The organism is Ruegeria sp. AH3 (assembly GCF_056536265.1).
Genome location: NZ_JBQFJL010000001.1, coordinates 2962936 through 2979492 on the forward strand (window position 1 = coordinate 2962936; position 16557 = coordinate 2979492).

At 60.7% G+C, this 16557-nt stretch carries 13 protein-coding genes and 2 tRNA genes; 10 read left to right on the forward strand and 5 right to left on the reverse strand.

The genetic code is table 11. The annotated features are described in order from the left end of the window. Positions 1 to 19 precede the first annotated feature (19 nt). Complete coding sequence (locus ACR3EM_RS14860) at positions 20 to 1741, forward strand: adenylate/guanylate cyclase domain-containing protein (protein ID WP_480471421.1); 1722 nt, start codon at positions 20 to 22, stop codon at positions 1739 to 1741. A gap of 52 nt (positions 1742 to 1793) precedes the next feature. Here the strand turns inward: ACR3EM_RS14860 and ACR3EM_RS14865 are convergent, their stop codons facing one another. The 4 genes from ACR3EM_RS14865 to ACR3EM_RS14880 all read right to left on the reverse strand — a co-directional run bounded on the left by ACR3EM_RS14865 (position 1794) and on the right by ACR3EM_RS14880 (position 6717). After that, positions 1794 to 2711 carry a pentapeptide repeat-containing protein gene (locus tag ACR3EM_RS14865; protein ID WP_480471422.1) on the reverse strand — a complete coding sequence of 306 codons (918 nt, stop codon included), beginning with the start codon at positions 2709 to 2711 and terminating at the stop codon, positions 1794 to 1796. Positions 2712 to 2848: 137 nt separating this feature from the next. Next, complete coding sequence (locus ACR3EM_RS14870) at positions 2849 to 4159, reverse strand: gluzincin family metallopeptidase (protein WP_480471423.1); 1311 nt, start codon at positions 4157 to 4159, stop codon at positions 2849 to 2851. 30 nt (positions 4160 to 4189) lie between these two features. Next, positions 4190 to 5527, reverse strand: coding sequence for a TfuA-like protein (locus ACR3EM_RS14875; protein ID WP_480471424.1), 1338 nt, complete (start codon positions 5525 to 5527; stop codon positions 4190 to 4192). Further along, on the reverse strand, positions 5524 to 6717 hold the full coding sequence (locus ACR3EM_RS14880) for a YcaO-like family protein (protein ID WP_480471425.1): 1194 nt from the start codon (positions 6715 to 6717) through the stop codon (positions 5524 to 5526). The genes ACR3EM_RS14875 and ACR3EM_RS14880 overlap by 4 nt, the downstream gene beginning before the upstream one ends. Before the next feature lie 158 nt (positions 6718 to 6875). On the opposite strand from ACR3EM_RS14880, the gene ACR3EM_RS14885 reads away from it, so the two are divergent. Beyond that, positions 6876 to 6951, forward strand: a tRNA-Thr gene (locus ACR3EM_RS14885). A 76-nt stretch (positions 6952 to 7027) separates the two neighbouring features. Here the strand turns inward: ACR3EM_RS14885 and ACR3EM_RS14890 are convergent. Beyond that, positions 7028 to 7113: transfer RNA gene (locus ACR3EM_RS14890), tRNA-Leu, on the reverse strand. A 178-nt stretch (positions 7114 to 7291) separates the two neighbouring features. Between ACR3EM_RS14890 and ACR3EM_RS14895 the strand changes: the two genes are divergently transcribed. The 8 genes from ACR3EM_RS14895 to ACR3EM_RS14930 all read left to right on the forward strand — a co-directional run bounded on the left by ACR3EM_RS14895 (position 7292) and on the right by ACR3EM_RS14930 (position 16548). Continuing rightward, positions 7292 to 8323, forward strand: coding sequence for a pyridoxal-phosphate dependent enzyme (locus ACR3EM_RS14895; protein ID WP_480471426.1), 1032 nt, complete (start codon positions 7292 to 7294; stop codon positions 8321 to 8323). Then, positions 8320 to 9465 (forward strand): M24 family metallopeptidase, encoded by a 1146-nt coding sequence (locus tag ACR3EM_RS14900; RefSeq protein ID WP_480471427.1) that lies wholly within the window; start codon positions 8320 to 8322, stop codon positions 9463 to 9465. The genes ACR3EM_RS14895 and ACR3EM_RS14900 overlap by 4 nt, the downstream gene beginning before the upstream one ends. Then, the gene (locus tag ACR3EM_RS14905) at positions 9462 to 10175 is read left to right on the forward strand and encodes a maleate cis-trans isomerase family protein (RefSeq protein WP_480471428.1); all 714 of its coding nucleotides are present in this window, start codon (positions 9462 to 9464) and stop codon (positions 10173 to 10175) included. The genes ACR3EM_RS14900 and ACR3EM_RS14905 overlap by 4 nt, the downstream gene beginning before the upstream one ends. Before the next feature lie 132 nt (positions 10176 to 10307). Beyond that, positions 10308 to 11408 (forward strand): ABC transporter ATP-binding protein, encoded by a 1101-nt coding sequence (locus ACR3EM_RS14910; protein WP_480471429.1) that lies wholly within the window; start codon positions 10308 to 10310, stop codon positions 11406 to 11408. A gap of 102 nt (positions 11409 to 11510) precedes the next feature. Beyond that, entirely contained in the window at positions 11511 to 12602 is a 1092-nt protein-coding gene (locus ACR3EM_RS14915) for an extracellular solute-binding protein (RefSeq protein WP_480471430.1), read from the forward strand. A 70-nt stretch (positions 12603 to 12672) separates the two neighbouring features. Beyond that, entirely contained in the window at positions 12673 to 13950 is a 1278-nt protein-coding gene (locus ACR3EM_RS14920) for an ABC transporter permease (RefSeq protein WP_480471431.1), read from the forward strand. 5 nt (positions 13951 to 13955) lie between these two features. Then, the gene (locus ACR3EM_RS14925) at positions 13956 to 15167 is read left to right on the forward strand and encodes an ABC transporter permease (protein WP_480471432.1); all 1212 of its coding nucleotides are present in this window, start codon (positions 13956 to 13958) and stop codon (positions 15165 to 15167) included. A gap of 160 nt (positions 15168 to 15327) precedes the next feature. Further along, positions 15328 to 16548 (forward strand): aminopeptidase P family protein, encoded by a 1221-nt coding sequence (locus ACR3EM_RS14930; RefSeq protein ID WP_170692788.1) that lies wholly within the window; start codon positions 15328 to 15330, stop codon positions 16546 to 16548. Positions 16549 to 16557: the final 9 nt, after the last annotated feature.

A 16557-nucleotide genomic window follows, 5' to 3' on the forward strand; every position in this document is an offset into this window, starting at 1 on the left:
CAGACAGAAGCTCGGCGCGGTGCTTTTTGCCGACGTTGTGGGCTATTCCCGTCTGATGAGTGAGAACGAGATGGATACGTATAACGCGTTGAAATCTCTGCTGTCACAGCTTGAGACGATTTGCCAGCAGTATCAGGGCCGGGTGATCGAAGTGCGCGGCGATGGCATTCTGGCGTTATTTGAAACCGCCACCAGCGCGGTTGAGTTCAGCGTGGAACTGCATCGGATTGCCGCGCAGCACAATCAGGCGCGGATGGCACATGAACAGATCAAGTTCCGCGCCGGTGTCCATATGGGCGAGGTTCTGCAGGATGATCGCGGCATCCATGGCGACAACGTCAACATCGCCGCTCGCCTACAGGAAATTGCGGAACCGGAACGGGTCTATGTCAGCGCCGCAGTCTATGAGCAGATCCGCAATCGCCTGCGTTATGGCTACGAATTCCTTGGGCCCAAGCAGCTCAAGAACATCATGTCGCCGGTGGCGACCTATTGCGTCCGCAGCGAAGTCGAGGGCGCGACCATGGCCGCGACCCTGCGGCCCGATATGCATCTTGAATTGCTGGAGCGGCCCGATATCCCTTCAGTTGCCGTGCTCCCCTTTGCCAGCCAGGGTGGGGATGAGGATGACAGCTGGGTCGCCGAAGGGCTGACCGATGACATCATCATGAACCTGTCGAAGTTCCGGAACCTGTTCGTCATTGCGCGCAACTCATCCTTCTTCTTCAAGACGCAGTCGATGTCACCGCACGAGGCCGCGCGCCGGCTGAACGTGCGCTATGTGGCACGCGGCAGCGTCCGCCGTTCCTCCAGCCGCATCCGCGTCACAGCCGAATTGCTGGACGCCAATACCGAACGGACCATCTGGGGTGAGCGGTTCGACCGCAAGCTCGATGATATTTTTGACATTCTGGACGACGTCACGGAATGCATCGTCGCAGCCATGGCGGTGATGATTGAATCGCATGAAAAGCAGCGCATGGTGCAGGCCATTCCGTCAGATCTTCGGGCCTATGGCTCGGTTCTGCAGGGCCAGCATCATATCTTCAAATACACGCGCAACGACAATCGTAAGGCGCAGCATTGTTATGAATCGGCGCTCGAACGGGACGGAGGGTATGCCCGCGCGGCAGCTGCCCTGTCGCGGACGCTCAATATCGACTGGCGTTATTCCTGGGCCGAAGACCCGGGCGGTGCGCTCGACAAAGCCCTTTCTCTGGCTTTGCGTGCGGTCGAACTGGACCCGACTGATGCGCGTGGCTTTGGCGAACTGGGCTATGTGCAGCTTTATCGCAAGGAACATGCGACCGCGCTTGAATCTTACAAACGTGCACTTTCGCTGAACCCCAATGATGCCGACATGCATTCGGACTATGCCGATGCGTTGGCGCATTCAGGGGATAACGAGACAGCGATCGAACACCTTCAGCAAGCGATGCGCCTGAACCCCTATTTCCCGGATCAGTACCTCTGGCATCTGGGTGGCGCGTATTACAACCTCAAGCGTTATGACGATGTGATTTCTGCGGTCAACAAGATGAACAACCCGACCGAAGGGCAGCGGGTTCTGGCCGCGAGTTATGCGCATAAGGGTGATATGGATATGGCGCGCCAGATTGCTGACAAGCACCGGGCGGCGCATCCCAACTTTTCCCTGGCGCGCTGGGCCAAGGTTCAGCCGGATCTGTTGGAAGATGACACGCAGCACTTCCTCGAAGGCCTCAAGAAGGCCGGGTTCTGAGCAAGAAAAAGGGCGCGTGATCGACGCGCCCCATTCTCGAATATATCAGCTGTTATTCGCCGCGTGCCTTCGCGCCGCTGACCTTGGCACCGCTGACTTTGGCACCGCTCACCTTGGCGCCACTGACTTTGGCGCCAGAGACCTTGGCACCGCTGACCTTCGCGCCACTCACCTTGGCTCCGGCCATCATCGGGGCGTCGTATTCGAAATAGACGTCCAGCAGGACCTCTTCGATCTGACCGGCTGCGATATCCATACGGATGGTGTAATCGGCCTGATCATAGTTCCAGACGCGGATATCATTCGCCATCTGGTAATCCGCCGCTGCAACGCCGGATTTGGATGGATCAAGCGGCGCACGTGCGGCCTGCCGCGTCGTGTCTTTCCCGGGGTCTTCAAGCTTGAAGCCGTAAGGCAAGTTGCCGCCGGTGGCGCTGTCGCCTTCGCCATGGACCAGGAAGATCGTCGGTTCGGGCATCTCGTAGTAGGTGCCATCATATGCGAAGCCATAGATCCGGGCCAGCCGGGCATCGCCTCCGAACTGGTCCCCGATGAAGTTGTTGACGCCACGACCCCTTCTGCGATCATCTTGTTCGATGAATAGCTGCTCGCTATGCCTGTCAGCCGTCTGCTGCCAGAACGTGTGTTTGAAAACGCGACCCCGGCGAATGTAGACAAATGATTCAAACGGGACTTTCTTGCGCTTACCCAGCTTCAGTTTGTTCCCGTCGTTCTTGTCCTTGTAGATCTTGTAGATCCCTGACTCGTCGTTTGCACTGTCTCCAGCCTGCACAAGGATCCGGTCATCTTCCCGCACAGCCACACCATCAATTTTGGTGATCTCCTGCGTAAAATCATAACCCGTCGCCACCTCAATTGCGAGCCGGACTGACTTCTGTCTCAGTTTAAGATCACTTAATTCTCGTCCGAACAGTAATACCTCGGAAAAACTGAGTAACGACTCAGACATATCACTTTCTCCCTATCGGGGGTCGACGGGGCCTCGGGCCGCGCCTGTCCCAGTTTGCGCATTTCACTGCACGTCGATTGTCAAATTATCACCCCGTGCGCACAACCTGCCATAAAACCGGGGCAAAAACAAAGACTTTAAGGTTCCTTAATCTCGGGTGACAGTGTGCGAACGGACGCGGCGTGGCTGGAGCCATCCGGCTTGGTCAGACGTGGACCGGGCCGTGTCAGCCCGATGTCACGCATGCGGAAATTGCCCTCGATAATCTGGCGGAACGCGCCGCCGGTGATCTCCTGATCGACGACAACCAGCGCGCGCTCGACCCCGAAATAGCTCAGCATGTCGGCATCCAGCATTTCCCAGGCGTCGGCAAGGTAGGACCCCAGCAAATCCCGCGCCTCGATCAGCGCGACGCGGAAGCCTTCGGGGTCGGCAGCGTAATGTTCGTCGAACAGGTCCTGCATGATGGCGTTGTATTCATCGGTGCCCTCCAGCTCGTCCGAAAGCTCCTCCATTTCCGGATCGATCACGTCATGGGCGACCAGCCGTTCGTGATAGATATCGACCAGAATATCGAACATCGCACCGGTCAGCGGCTCCGACAGCGCGTGTTCACTGGACCACCCATGCGAAAACTCGGACAGCGTCCGGTCATTGGCCGCGATGCGAATCTGCGCGTTCTGCGACAGCTCGGCAAAGCGGCTGAGCCGGTTATAGGTATAGAGATTGCCGCGCGTGTTCTTCAGCACCTCATCCACGACCGAGCCGAAATGAAGCGAGGCCAGCAGCGCCACCATATCCGCCGCCGATTCATGGAACCCGTAATACTCGCCCGTTGCGTCGTCTTCCGAGGGCAGGCCAATGACGCTGTAGATGATGGCATGGCCGATTTCATGCGCCACCACGTCGAAGTTCAGACTGTAGGGGCGGTATTCGTCCCCATGTTCGCGGGTGCCGCCGGTTTCCAGAAACCCCCAGCCGATATGCGCGTTGTCGAGGCTGGGCAGCAGCGACAGTTCCAGCCGCTCGAAATCGCGCTCGAAATGCCAGGGGATCGGGCGGCCGAAATAACCCTCCCAGACATCCATGGTGAAATGGGCTGCGCCAAACAGGTGGGCGGCTTCAAAGGCCGGATCGTCGGGATCGATATGGATGAAATTGCCGAACTCATCGGGTTCAGGCGGTGGCAGGATATAGCCGTCCCAGGCGGGCAGGTACATCTCGGGGCCGTCCTCGCCTTCGATCATCGCACCATAAGGGGTCGTCTTGTCGACCGGGTACATCGCATACATGCGCGGCCCAGAAGGGCCGGGCCCGATCGAGCCCTGCGGGGCCGAGATCTCGACCAGTTCAGGTTTCGAATTCGGCTCTAAATAGGGCGATTGCGGATACAACAGGAACCGCGTGCCCGGAGTTTCGTTTTCCGAGTAATCGGGCCAGATCGTCAATGTCCCCTCCCGTTATCGTCCCGGCTAACCTTAGGCCCGCGTATCGGGCTGCTGATCCTCGGGGTCGCCACCGGCGTGGCAAAAGATGAATTCGGCTTCAATCAGATCAAGAAACGCCTCGCGCCCTTCAAGGCCCAGCGCGATTGCATAGGATTCAAGATCATCCGGTACCGCTTGGTCAAGACGTGTTTCAAAATACCAGATCAGCGACTGCGTTCGGTTCGTGCGGCCATTCACCCGATCCAACGTCTCGATACGGTCAGCTTTGCGCCGCGCCCGGTCACGCAACGCTGCATAATGACCATCGTGGCGCAGCTCGGCTAGCACGGCGGCATCCAGATCATCCGCCCGCGCTGCGATGGCCGCATCCTTGCGGGCGCGGTCGGCCAGCATCGCCTCGTATTGCGCGGGGGTCAGGTCATTGTCCTGCAGCCACTCCATCAGATCGGCCTGACGGGGCAGGCGGGCCGCAGACCGGTGCGCGGCCATGTGTTTTCGCAGGGTATCACGATCGGGCTGGTGTTCGGCCCTGCGCGCCTCATCCCGCGCCAGCAGATGCAAAGCGGCGCGGTCGCGCAACCGGGCATAGAGGTCGGGGTCCAGCCGCAACTCATCCACCAGTGCCCGCGTGTCCTGATCTGGCGGGGTGGTTTCTGAATTGACCCGATCCCGCAGCTCGCGCCAGGCCAACGTGCGTTCGACGCGCGGCGCGGCAGCAGTGTCGGTGTCTGCCTCCAGATACCGCGCCATCTGCGCCAGCATCGCGCGGGCGTCATCGCCCTTGGCATCCACCTGCCCTTCGGGCAGCCAGTCCCGAAATTCGTCCAGACCCGAGATGGTGCCCGCCGCCGCGATCACCTTGTCCCAAACCCGGTCGCGATAGTGCAGAGCCTTGGCTGCGTCCAACAAGGTCCGAGCATCCTCTGCCGACAGCACCTCGGCCGTCTGCGCCACTTCCAGCGTGGCACGGATCGACACCATCGGCTCGCTCAGCGGCATAAAGCCCAACTCGGCAGGGCCATGCAGCACCGCCACCTCGTCATCATCCATAATCGCGCCGCTGAGGTAGTCCTCGAACACCCGTCCGACGCCGATCATCCCGAATTCGGAAAGTTCCGCCGCCCGCAACGCGCCCATGCTGGCGCTGCCAAAGACCGGGATGCCCTGTTCCAGCGCCCACAGGATTTCCTTGTGCCAGACCGAGGGCACGCCATCGAAATACCCATCGATGATGCCGATGGCCCGCGGCCTGTCCCGTACCACGCGATACACATCCCCCTGCCGGACCGGGGGCAGGATGGTCGCGTCCAAGTGCTCCGGCACCGTCTCGGGCCGCAGGGTGGGGCCGACGAAGATGACCACGCTCATGCCGTCACCGCCCGTGCCCTTGGGCCTGCAACGTAATCGGGATCGTCATGCGGGGCCTCCAGCCCCGGGATGATCGCGCGGATGACCGCGATGTCGATCTCGGGCCGGGACAGATCGACCGTCACCACCTGGCCCATGCCGACCACCGACAGACAGGTCAGCAGCAGCTCAAGGTCTTCCGTGAACGATCCCGTGACATGCGATGGGCAATCGGTGAAACACACGGTCGCCGGCGCGCCATCGATCAACTCACGGATATACCGGCTGCGCCATGTGCGCGCTTCGTCCGAGAACTCCCCGGGGTCCAGATCATCGCGCGCGCCCGAGATATAGGTCAGCCGCGTCTGCGCCGCCTCGGTCAGCGCCCGCAGCAGCGCAATGGCGCGGTCGGGGTGACAGCCATCGCCGATGCCGATATGGCCCGTGGCCTCTCCGGCCTCGCAGATCACACAGCGAAAGCTGGCAATGCCGATATCCGAAGTGGTGTCCCAAATCCCCAGATCCAGCCCCGCCGTTGCAATCTGGTCCATCGCTTGACGGCAACGCGGATCGTCCACCGTGTCCGGATCAACGCGCGGCGTCGCACCCCGGTGATGCCACAACGTCGTGGCGTCCCGTTCGATCAACTCGCAAATCGCGTGGCAACTGGCCTCAGTCACTTCGTTGCCCGATGCCAGACCATTCGTTGTGCGCGGAAACGCCCTTTGCCCGGCGACCGGAGAGGTCGTGTAATCCGTATCCACCATCTCATAGGGCACCCAACAGGCGGCATCGGTGTTCAGATCGCGCCCCTGCACCCACAGCATCGCCCCATGCGGGTCAAACTGCCCGCCCGTCACGCGGGGCAGACGGTCCACATCCACCACACGATCCTGTTCCAGATCGGTATGGCTGCACAGCCGCAACGGCAGCTCGATCCGCTCTGCATGCCACGACTCGATCGCTTCCATCACGCCCGAGGCCTGCGCCGCGCTCAGCGATAATCCCTTGCCCAGCGACACCGCGACCGAGCGCGAATTGGGTCGCGTCACCATCACCGTCGGCAGCCCGACCCGGTCGAGCCCGGTCAGATTGGCAATGCGCGTGATCCCCATCTGTTTGAGGAACGGTTTGACGATGGCAAGTGTCTGCTCAGGGTCCCGCAGGCGATGCGTGTCCAGCACATAAGTCTTCTGTGAAATCCCGGACATTCAAATGACCTTGCCAAATATCTGATAATCCACCCGAACCCGCAGGCTCCGGTCCGCCCGCGCGCAGGATGGGCGAGGAATGCGAACCGGTCAACCGCAGGGGTGTGTGAACTGCCTCTTGCAAGGGTCGCGACCTGCGGCTAAACGATCTGTCGCATGCCTCAATAGCTCAGCTGGTAGAGCAGGTCCTTCGTAAGGACAAGGTCGGGGGTTCGAGTCCCTCTTGAGGCACCACTCTTCTCAATCCAACCAAGTATCGCCGGATTCGTCGGGGACAGATGCCCGGTATTCTATTGTTACTGTCAGGAAGTGGTACGGGCGGTGGGACTCGAACCCACACGGCACTAAGGCCTTCGGATTTTAAGTCCGATATGTCTACCATTCCATCACGCCCGCAGACCTGTTTGCGCGGCACACAAGGCCGAAACCAACAGGATCGCCACACACTTACAGCCAACCATTTGGATTGAAAAGACGCTCATTCAGATGAGCTGCAGCGAAAGGGAAAGCAGGACACGCTTGACAGTGCTTTCCGGTTTCGGTCACGTCGGCGCATCAAGAAAGGGAGCGTGCGATGAAGACGGTCAGAAACCCGTATCGGAATGGAGCAAAGCTAGCGGATCAGGCGCCATATCCGTCGGTCGATGTATCTGGCCTTGGGCGGCATCGTCTGTTTTGCCCTGAATTCAAGGAAACTCCGCTGGTGGATGCAACGGCTCTGGCACCGGTTGCAAAGCTCTGGATCAAGGATGAACGGCCCCGGATGGGGCTTGGGTCCTTCAAGGCGCTGGGCGCTGCTTATGTCATTGCCTGTCAGGCCGATGAAGCGCCCGATGCGAACCTCAAGGGACGTACATTTGTCACCGCCAGTGCGGGCAATCACGGGATGAGCATGGCTGCAGGCGCGCGAGTCTTCGGGGCCGATGCGGTTGTCTATATCGCCGAGACTGTGCCTGAAAGCTTTGCCGACCGTCTGCGGGCGCAAGATGCGCGAGTGGTGCGAGAAGGGGTCGACTATGCTGCCAGCATGGAGGCCGCCGCGCAGGCGGCGCAGCAAAATGGCTGGACCTTGCTGTCAGACAGTTCGTGGGACGGGTATACCGACCTGCCCCATTTGCTGATGGAAGGCTACCTGCAAATGGCGTTGGAGGCGGCGGAGCAATGCCCCGAAACGCCGACACACATCCTGCTGCAGGCTGGTGTTGGCGGTATGGCGGGAGCGGTGGCTGCCTATGCGCGCGAGGTCTGGGGGGACGCGCCGCAGATCGTCGTGGTCGAGCCTGACGCGGCCCCGGCCTTGCAAGCAAGTATCGAGGCTGGCCACTGCGTTTTCGCAGATGGCCCGGACAGCATCATGGGGCGGCTCGATTGTAAGGAGCCTTCACTGATCGCCCTGAATGGATTGGCGCGGGATGCGGATCTGTTTCTGACGATCAGCGATGATGAGGTTGCCGCGCAATTGCCCGCGATGGCCGAAGCCGGGTTAGAGACCAGCGCTTCGGGCGGGGCAGGCATTGCGGCGGTGATGAATGAGGCGGCACGTCAGGCCATGGGAATCGGGCCGCAATCCCGTGTCCTCTGCATGTTGAGCGAGCAGCCCGCATGACCGGCTTTGCGCCACAGGAATTCGAGGCACGGGTTTCCCGCGCACAAGCGCGAATGGCCGAAACAGGTCTTTCAGCCCTGCTGCTGACCACCGAACCTGAGCTGCGTTATTTCACCGGCTATCTGACCCGGTTCTGGGAAAGCCCGACGCGCCCCTGGTTCCTGATCGTGCCCGCCTCGGGCAAGCCGGTGGCCGTGATCCCCTCGATCGGGGCGGCCCTGATGGCGCAGACATGGATCGACGACATTCGCACTTGGAGCGCACCGGATCTGGAAGATGACGGCGTTTCGCTGTTGGCCGATACGTTGACCGAGCTGACGTCGGACGGGTCCGCGATCGGTTGTCCGGATGGGCATGAGACACATATCAGGATGCCTCTGGCCGATTTCAGACGCCTTCAGGACGGGCTCGGCGCTCGTCGACTGACCGGTGATCACGGCATCCTGCGCGCCCTGCGCATGGTGAAGTCCGAGGCCGAGGTCGCCAAGATTCGCACCGCCTGTCAGATCGGTGCCCGCGCCTTTGCGCGTGTGCCGGAAATCGCCGCAGCCGGAACGCCGCTCGATCAGGTCTTCCGACGGTTCCAGATGCTCTGCCTTGAGGAAGGGGCCGATTGGGTGCCCTATCTGGCCGGAGCGGCCGAGCAGGGCGGGTACACGGATGTGATCTCACCGGCAACGCAGACCCCTCTTGCGCAGGGCGATGTTCTGATGCTGGATACCGGCCTCGTTCGCGACGGGTATTTCTGCGACTATGACCGCAACTGGTCGGTCGGGCCCGCCAGCACCCCGGTCCGCGCCGCCCATGCGCGGCTGATCGAGGCCTCGGATGCCGCCTTTGAGCAGGCCCGGCCCGGCACCACCGCAGCGCAGCTGTTTCACACCATGAGCGCGGTGCTGACGGATGGTGGCGAAGGCACGGATGCCGGGCGGCTGGGCCACGGGCTGGGGATGTCGCTGACCGAATGGCCCTCGCTCATCCCCGGTGATCACACCGAGCTGCAGCCCGGCATGGTGCTGACGCTGGAACCGGGTATCGCCGTCGATGGCAAGATCCTTGTACATGAGGAAAACATCCTGATCACCGAGGGCGCGCCCGAATTCCTGAGCCCGCGTATCGGACCGGAGATACCGACGCTATGACGACACTGCCCTATTCGCTCGACCCCGACGATCCCGCCGCCGCGCCGATGGGTCTGATAGTTCTGCAAACTGATGAGACCATCGAGCCCGAGTTCCGTCGCCTTTTCGCCGATGATCCCAGCCCTCTCTATATCAGCCGCATCCCCAGCGGGGCCGAAGTCAACACTGATACGCTGGCGCAGATGGAAACCGATCTGCCCGCCGCCGCCGACCTGCTGCCCAAAGCGCGGCCCTATAAGGTGGTGGGCTATGGCTGCACCTCGGCCAGCTCGGTGATCGGTTCGGATCGGGTTGAACAGATGGTGAAACGGACCTGCGATGTTCAGACCGTGACCAACCCGTTGCGCGCCGCCGCAGCCTGCGCCGCAGATCGGGGCGTGTCGAAATTCGCGCTGCTTTCGCCCTATATCGAAGAGGTGAACACACCGCTGCGAAGGGCCTTTGCGGAACAAGGTATTTCGATGGATGTGTTCGGCACCTTTGGCGAGGCGGAAGAGGCCAAGGTTGTACGTATTTCGGCCGATTCCGTGGTTAATGCGGCCATACGTCTGGGCGCTGACAGGGCTGTTGAAGCGGTGTTTCTCAGCTGTACGAACCTGCGCACACTGGCCGCCATCCCCCGGATCGAGGCGCAGATCGGAAAGCCGGTTCTGTCAAGCAATCAAAGCCTGGCTTGGCACATGAATCACCTGAATGTGTCGCAAATTTAGGCAAAAGTGACGTAATAGCGGGTTCATTTGCTTTACGGGCTTGCGACCATTTGTTAGCCTCGGCTTCATTGCACGAGAAGATCAATGAAATCCGGACCAACCGGGTAATCATTTGACGCAACAGGGGGTCTTGTGACCGACACAAATACTGACGCCGCGTTTGTCGAATTTGAACGCGTTCAAAAATCTTATGATGGCGAGAATCTCGTTGTCAAAGATCTCAACTTGGCGATGCCAAAGGGCGAATTCCTGACCATGCTCGGACCGTCCGGATCAGGCAAGACAACCTGTCTGATGATGCTCGCCGGATTCGAAACAGCCACCCACGGTGAAATTTTGTTGGATGGGAAACCCATCAACAACATCCCTCCGCATAAACGTGGCATCGGGATGGTGTTCCAGAACTACGCCCTGTTCCCGCATATGACCGTGGCCGAGAACCTGTCGTTCCCGCTGGAAGTCCGCAAGATGGGCAAGTCCGAACGCGAGGCCAAGGTCAAGCGCGCGCTGGACATGGTTCAGATGGGCGCCTTCGGTAATCGCCGCCCGGCGCAGCTTTCGGGTGGTCAGCAGCAGCGAATCGCGCTGGCCCGCGCGCTGGTGTTCGAGCCCGAGCTGGTGCTGATGGACGAACCGCTGGGCGCGCTCGACAAGCAGCTGCGCGAGCATATGCAGTTCGAAATCACCCGACTGGCGCATGAACTGGGCATCACCACCGTCTACGTGACCCACGATCAGACCGAGGCATTGACCATGTCCGACCGTGTTGCGGTGTTCGACGATGGCCGCATCCAGCAGCTTGCGCCGCCGGATCAACTTTATGAAGAGCCCGACAACAGCTTCGTCGCGCAATTCATCGGCGAGAACAACACGCTGGAAGGTGTGGTCAAATCCATCGACGGCGACAGTTGTGTGGTGCAGCTGGATGACGGTTCGGAAATCGACGCGGTGCCGATCAACGTGCACAATCCGGGCGAACGCACCAAGGTTTCGATCCGGCCCGAGAGGGTCGAGTTCAACAAGGACCGCCTGCATGCCGATGCGCATACGCTGAAGGCCACGGTCAAGGAGTTCATCTATATGGGCGATGTGTTCCGCTTCCGCATGTCGGTCGCGGGCAATGACGAATTCATCGTCAAGACACGTAACGCCCCCGATGCCATCCGTCTGCAACCCGGCCAAGAGATCGATATTGGCTGGCTGGCAAAAGATTGTCGTGCGCTCGACGCATAGACCAAGCTGCGCGGTACAAGTGCGGCTTTATTGAGGGACCGGCTGGTGAAAACCCGTGCGCCAGCTGACCATACAACAAACGGGAAGTACTGGGAGTAACACATGAAACCAACCAAAACACTACTGACCGCTGCTGCTCTGGCGACCGCGGCTGGTGGCGTGTCCGCGCAAGAGATGACCATCGTCTCGTGGGGCGGCGCCTATTCCAAATCGCAATTGAAAGCGTATCACGAGCCCTATTCGGAGAAGACCGGCATCACCATCCTGAACGACGACAGCTCGGCCGAAGCGGTTGCAAAGCTGCGCGCGATGAACGAAGCGGGCAACATCACATGGGATGTGGTCGACGTTGTTGCCTCGGACGCGATTCGTCTGTGCGACGAAGGTCTGGCGATGGAAATCGACCCTGACACCATGCTGGCTCCGGCGCCGGATGGCACATCGGCAGCGGATGACTTCGGCGATCTGCTGGTCAGCGATTGCTTCATCCCGCAGATCGTGTATTCGACCACCTTTGGCTATCGCACTGATCTGGTCGGTGACACACCGCCCAGCGATGTCTGCGCCGTGTTCGATCTGGAAGCCTATCCTGGCAAGCGTTCGCTGGAAAAACGCCCGATCAACAACATGGAATGGGCGCTGATCTGTGACGGCGTTGCCAAGGATGACGTCTATGACGTTCTGGCCACCGCAGAAGGTCAGGATCAGGCGTTGGCCAAGCTGGGCACCATCAAGGACAGCGTTGTCTGGTGGTCCGCAGGTGCCGACACGCCGCAGCTACTGGCTGATGGCGAAGTTGTAATGGGTTCGACCTATAACGGTCGACTGTTCAGCCTGATCGAAGAGCAGAACCAGCCCGTTGGCATGCTGTGGGACGCGCAGGTGTTCGACCTGGACGGTTGGATCATTCCCGCCGGTCTGAGCGAAGAGCGTAAGCAGCGCGCGCTGGACTACATCATGTTCGCAACCGACACGCAGCGTCTGGCGGATCAGGCCAAGTACATCTCCTACGGTCCGGCCCGTGCCTCGTCGGCTCCGCTGGTGGGTCAGCACGCCGATCTGGGCATCGACATGGCACCGCACATGCCGACCGATCCGGAAAACGCCAAGAACACGTTCCTGTATAACTACGAGTTCTGGGCGGACTACCGCGACGACATCGACGCCAAATTCCAGGCGTGGCTGGCGCAATAAGCGTCTGATTTCATGAGATCGTCGGGGGCGGCCACTCGCCCCCGGCCCCAAAAGTACCCAAGGGGCACCGATGACTGACGCCACCCAACAAAATTCCGGCCCGATGCTGGCCGCTGACGGAACGCCGCTCAAGCAATCACTGGCGCGGTCACTGCGACGGCAAAAGCTGCGGGCGCTGATGCTGGTGGCCCCGTTGCTGCTGTTCGTGATGTTCTCTTTCATCGTGCCCATTGCCGCGATGCTATTCCGGTCGGTGGAAAATAGCATCGTGCAAGACACGCTGCCTCAGACGGTGCAAGCCCTGCAAAGCTGGGACGAGGCGAGCGGTGAATTGCCGGATGAGGCCGTCTATGACGCCTTTGTCCGCGACATGATTGTCGCCATCGACAACAAGACCCATACCCGTCTGGGCTCGCGTTTGAACTACGAAGAAACCGGTATGTCTTCGATGTTCCGCCGGTCCGGCCGTCAGATCAAAAAGCTGGATCCCGAAACAGACGGTCCGTTCAAGGATCAGGTCATCGAGATTCACGATGGCTGGGGCGACCCCAAGACATGGGCGGTCATCAAAACCCACGCGCCCGCCGTCACCAACGGATACTTCCTGAACGCGATCGACATGCGCCGCACGCCCGAAGGGGCGCAGTCTCAACCCGAAGACAAGCAAATCCTGATCAAGCTGTTCGGGCGCACCCTGTTCATGTCGCTGGTCATCACCGGGGCCTGTATTCTGCTGGCTTATCCGGTCAGCTATCTGCTGGCGACCTTGCCGATGCGGGTTTCAAACCTGCTGATGATCCTTGTTTTGTTACCCTTCTGGACCTCGCTTCTGGTGCGCACCTCGGCATGGAAGGTGATGCTGCAGCAGCAAGGGGTGATCAACGAAACGCTGGTCTGGCTGGGGCTGGTGGCCGATGACGCAAGGCTGGTGATCATCAACAACCAGATCGGTACCATCGTTGCGATGACGCATATCCTGCTGCCGTTCATGATCCTGCCGATGTATTCGGTGATGCAGACGATCCCGCCGTCCTACACCCGCGCCGCGAAATCCATGGGTGCGACCAACTGGACGACCTTCTGGCGCATCTACTTCCCGCAATCCATTCCGGGCATCGGTGCAGGCTCGATCCTCGTGTTCATTCTGGCGATCGGTTACTACATCACGCCCGAGATCGTCGGTGGCACCAAGGGTGTCTTCATCTCGAACCGGATCGCCTATCACATCTCGTCCTCGCTGAACTGGGGACTGGCCGCGGCACTGGGGACGATCCTGCTGGGCGTCGTTCTGTTGCTCTACTGGGTCTACGACAAGATCGTGGGCATTGATAACGTGAAGCTGGGATAATCGACATGGCCGCACTTACTCCGATATCCCGCAAACCCCTGTCCATGGTCCTGCCCAGCGTCGCGCTGGCAGGTGCCTTCGCCGGTATCTTTGTCGGCGCGGGCAACGGCTCGGTCTTTCTTGGCATCATTGCCGGGGCTGCCCTGATCGCCGCTCTGGCCTGGGTCTACATCACGGTCGTCAAGAACGAGAAACTGGCCCGCTGGATCAACATCGCAGGCTTCGGCGTCGTGGGCTTTCTGGTCGCCGGCCCGATGGGCGGCGTGCTGGGCCTGCTGGGCGGGTGGTTCTTTGTCTGGTTCATCTACTGGCTTTATGAAGGCCGCTATCGCCGGAAACTGCTGCCCTATCTGACCGCAAAGCAGGTGTTTTATCACTACCTGTTCCGGGTGATCTGCGGCGCGATCTTCGTGTTCCTGATCACCCCGATCCTCGTGGTTCTGCCGCTCTCGTTCAACGCGCAGGACTTCTTTACCTTCACGCCGGAAATGCTGCGGCTCGATCCGGAAGGGTACTCGCTGAAGCACTACCGCGACTTCTTCACCAACAATGAATGGCAGCGCAGCTTCAAGAACTCGCTGATCATCGCGCCGATTGCGACGATCATCTCGGTCTCGCTGGGCACGCTGGCGGCCATCGGCCTCAGCCAGAGTCACGTTCCCGGCCGCCGCGCCATCATGGGCATCCTGATCTCGCCCATGATCGTGCCGCTGATCATCTCGGCCACCGGCATGTTCTTCTTCTACAGCGACATTGGTCGCTTCATGGAAGGCACGCTGGGCATGAACAAGAATTTCGTGGGCTATGTGAAAGTCATCCTGGCGCACGCGGTTCTGGGCATTCCCTTCGTCATCATCACCGTGACCGCGACGCTGGTGGGCTTTGACCGCTCGCTGACGCGGGCGGCGGCGAATATGGGCGCGGGTCCGGTGCGGACGTTCTTCAAGATCCAGATGCCTCTGATCCTGCCGGGCGTGATCTCGGGTGGCCTGTTTGCCTTCATCACCTCGTTTGACGAGGTGGTTGTGGTGCTGTTCGTCGGCTCGGCCAGCCAGAAGACCCTGCCATGGCAGATGTTCACCGGCCTGCGCGAACAGATCAGCCCGACCATTCTGGCGGTGGCCACGATCCTCGTGGTGATCTCCATCGCGCTGCTGACCACGGTCGAGCTGCTGCGCCGCCGGTCCGAGCGTCTGCGGGGTCTCTCCCCCGCTTGACGCAAGCGCAGGTCTGATCTAACGATCTATCCGTTCATCCCAGCCGCGATGGCGTCGCGGACGCACTGGGATGTTCGGCTCTCGGACCCCGAGACCGCCTGTCCTGAACGCCGGGACAAGTGGCCGGGTTTGCCGCCCGGCAAAGATGAGAGACCTAGTCATGACAGACACAACAAAACGCCCAGAATTCTTCACCTGCCACAATGGCGACAAAGCGCCCCTGCCGTTCAGCAAGGGTGAATACGACCGCCGCCTTGGCGCCCTGCGCGCTATCATGGCCAAGCATGACATCCCCGCCGTCCTGCTGACCTCGATGCAGAACATCGCCTATTATTCCGGCTTTCTGTACTGCTCTTTCGGTCGGCCCTATGGCTGCGTCGTCACGCAGGACGCCTGCACCACCGTCTCGGCCAATATCGACGCGGGCCAGCCCTGGCGACGCTCGGTCGAGGATAACGTCATCTATACCGACTGGAAGCGCGACAATTACTGGCGCGCCGTGGCCAGCCTGATCGGCGGGGCAAAGCGGATCGGGATCGAAGGCGACCACATGACACTGGCGGCGCGTAACACGGCGCTGGACATGCTGGGCGGACCGGAGCTGATCGATATCGCACCGGACACGATGTTCGCTCGCATGGTGAAATCCGCAGAAGAGATCGAGCTGATCAAAGGCGGCGCGCGCACCGCTGACGTGGGTGGGGCCGCCATTCACGCAGCGATCCGTGAAGGCGCCACCGAGATCGAGATCGCCATGGCCGGGCGCGATGCGATGGAAGAGGAAATCGCCCGCGCCTACCCGGATGCCGAATACCGCGACACATGGGTCTGGTTCCAGTCGGCGCTTAACACCGATGGCGCCCATAACCCTGTCACCAAACGCGCGCTGCAAAAGGGCGATATCCTGTCGCTGAACACCTTCCCGATGATCTCGGGCTATTACACCGCGCTGGAACGCACCCTGTTCCTGGGCGAGCCCGACGCAGACAGCCTGCGCCTGTGGAAGGCCAACGTTGCCGCGCATGAGCTGGGCCTGAGCCTGATCAAACCCGGCGCGACCTGTTCCGGCATCACGGCTGAGATCAACCGCTTCTTCGCGGATGAGGGCCTGCTTCAATACCGCTCGTTCGGATACGGCCATTCCTTCGGCATCCTCAGCCACTACTACGGGCGCGAGGCCGGTCTGGAACTGCGCGAAGATATCGACACGGTGCTGGAACCCGGCATGGTCGTCTCGATCGAGCCGATGCTGTGGATCCCCGAAGGCCAGCCCGGCGCGGGCGGCTATCGCGAGCACGATATCCTCGTGGTGGGCGAAGACGGGGCCGAGAACATCACCGGCTTCCCCTATGGTCCCGGCCACAACATCATCGGGGCGTAAGAAAACGGG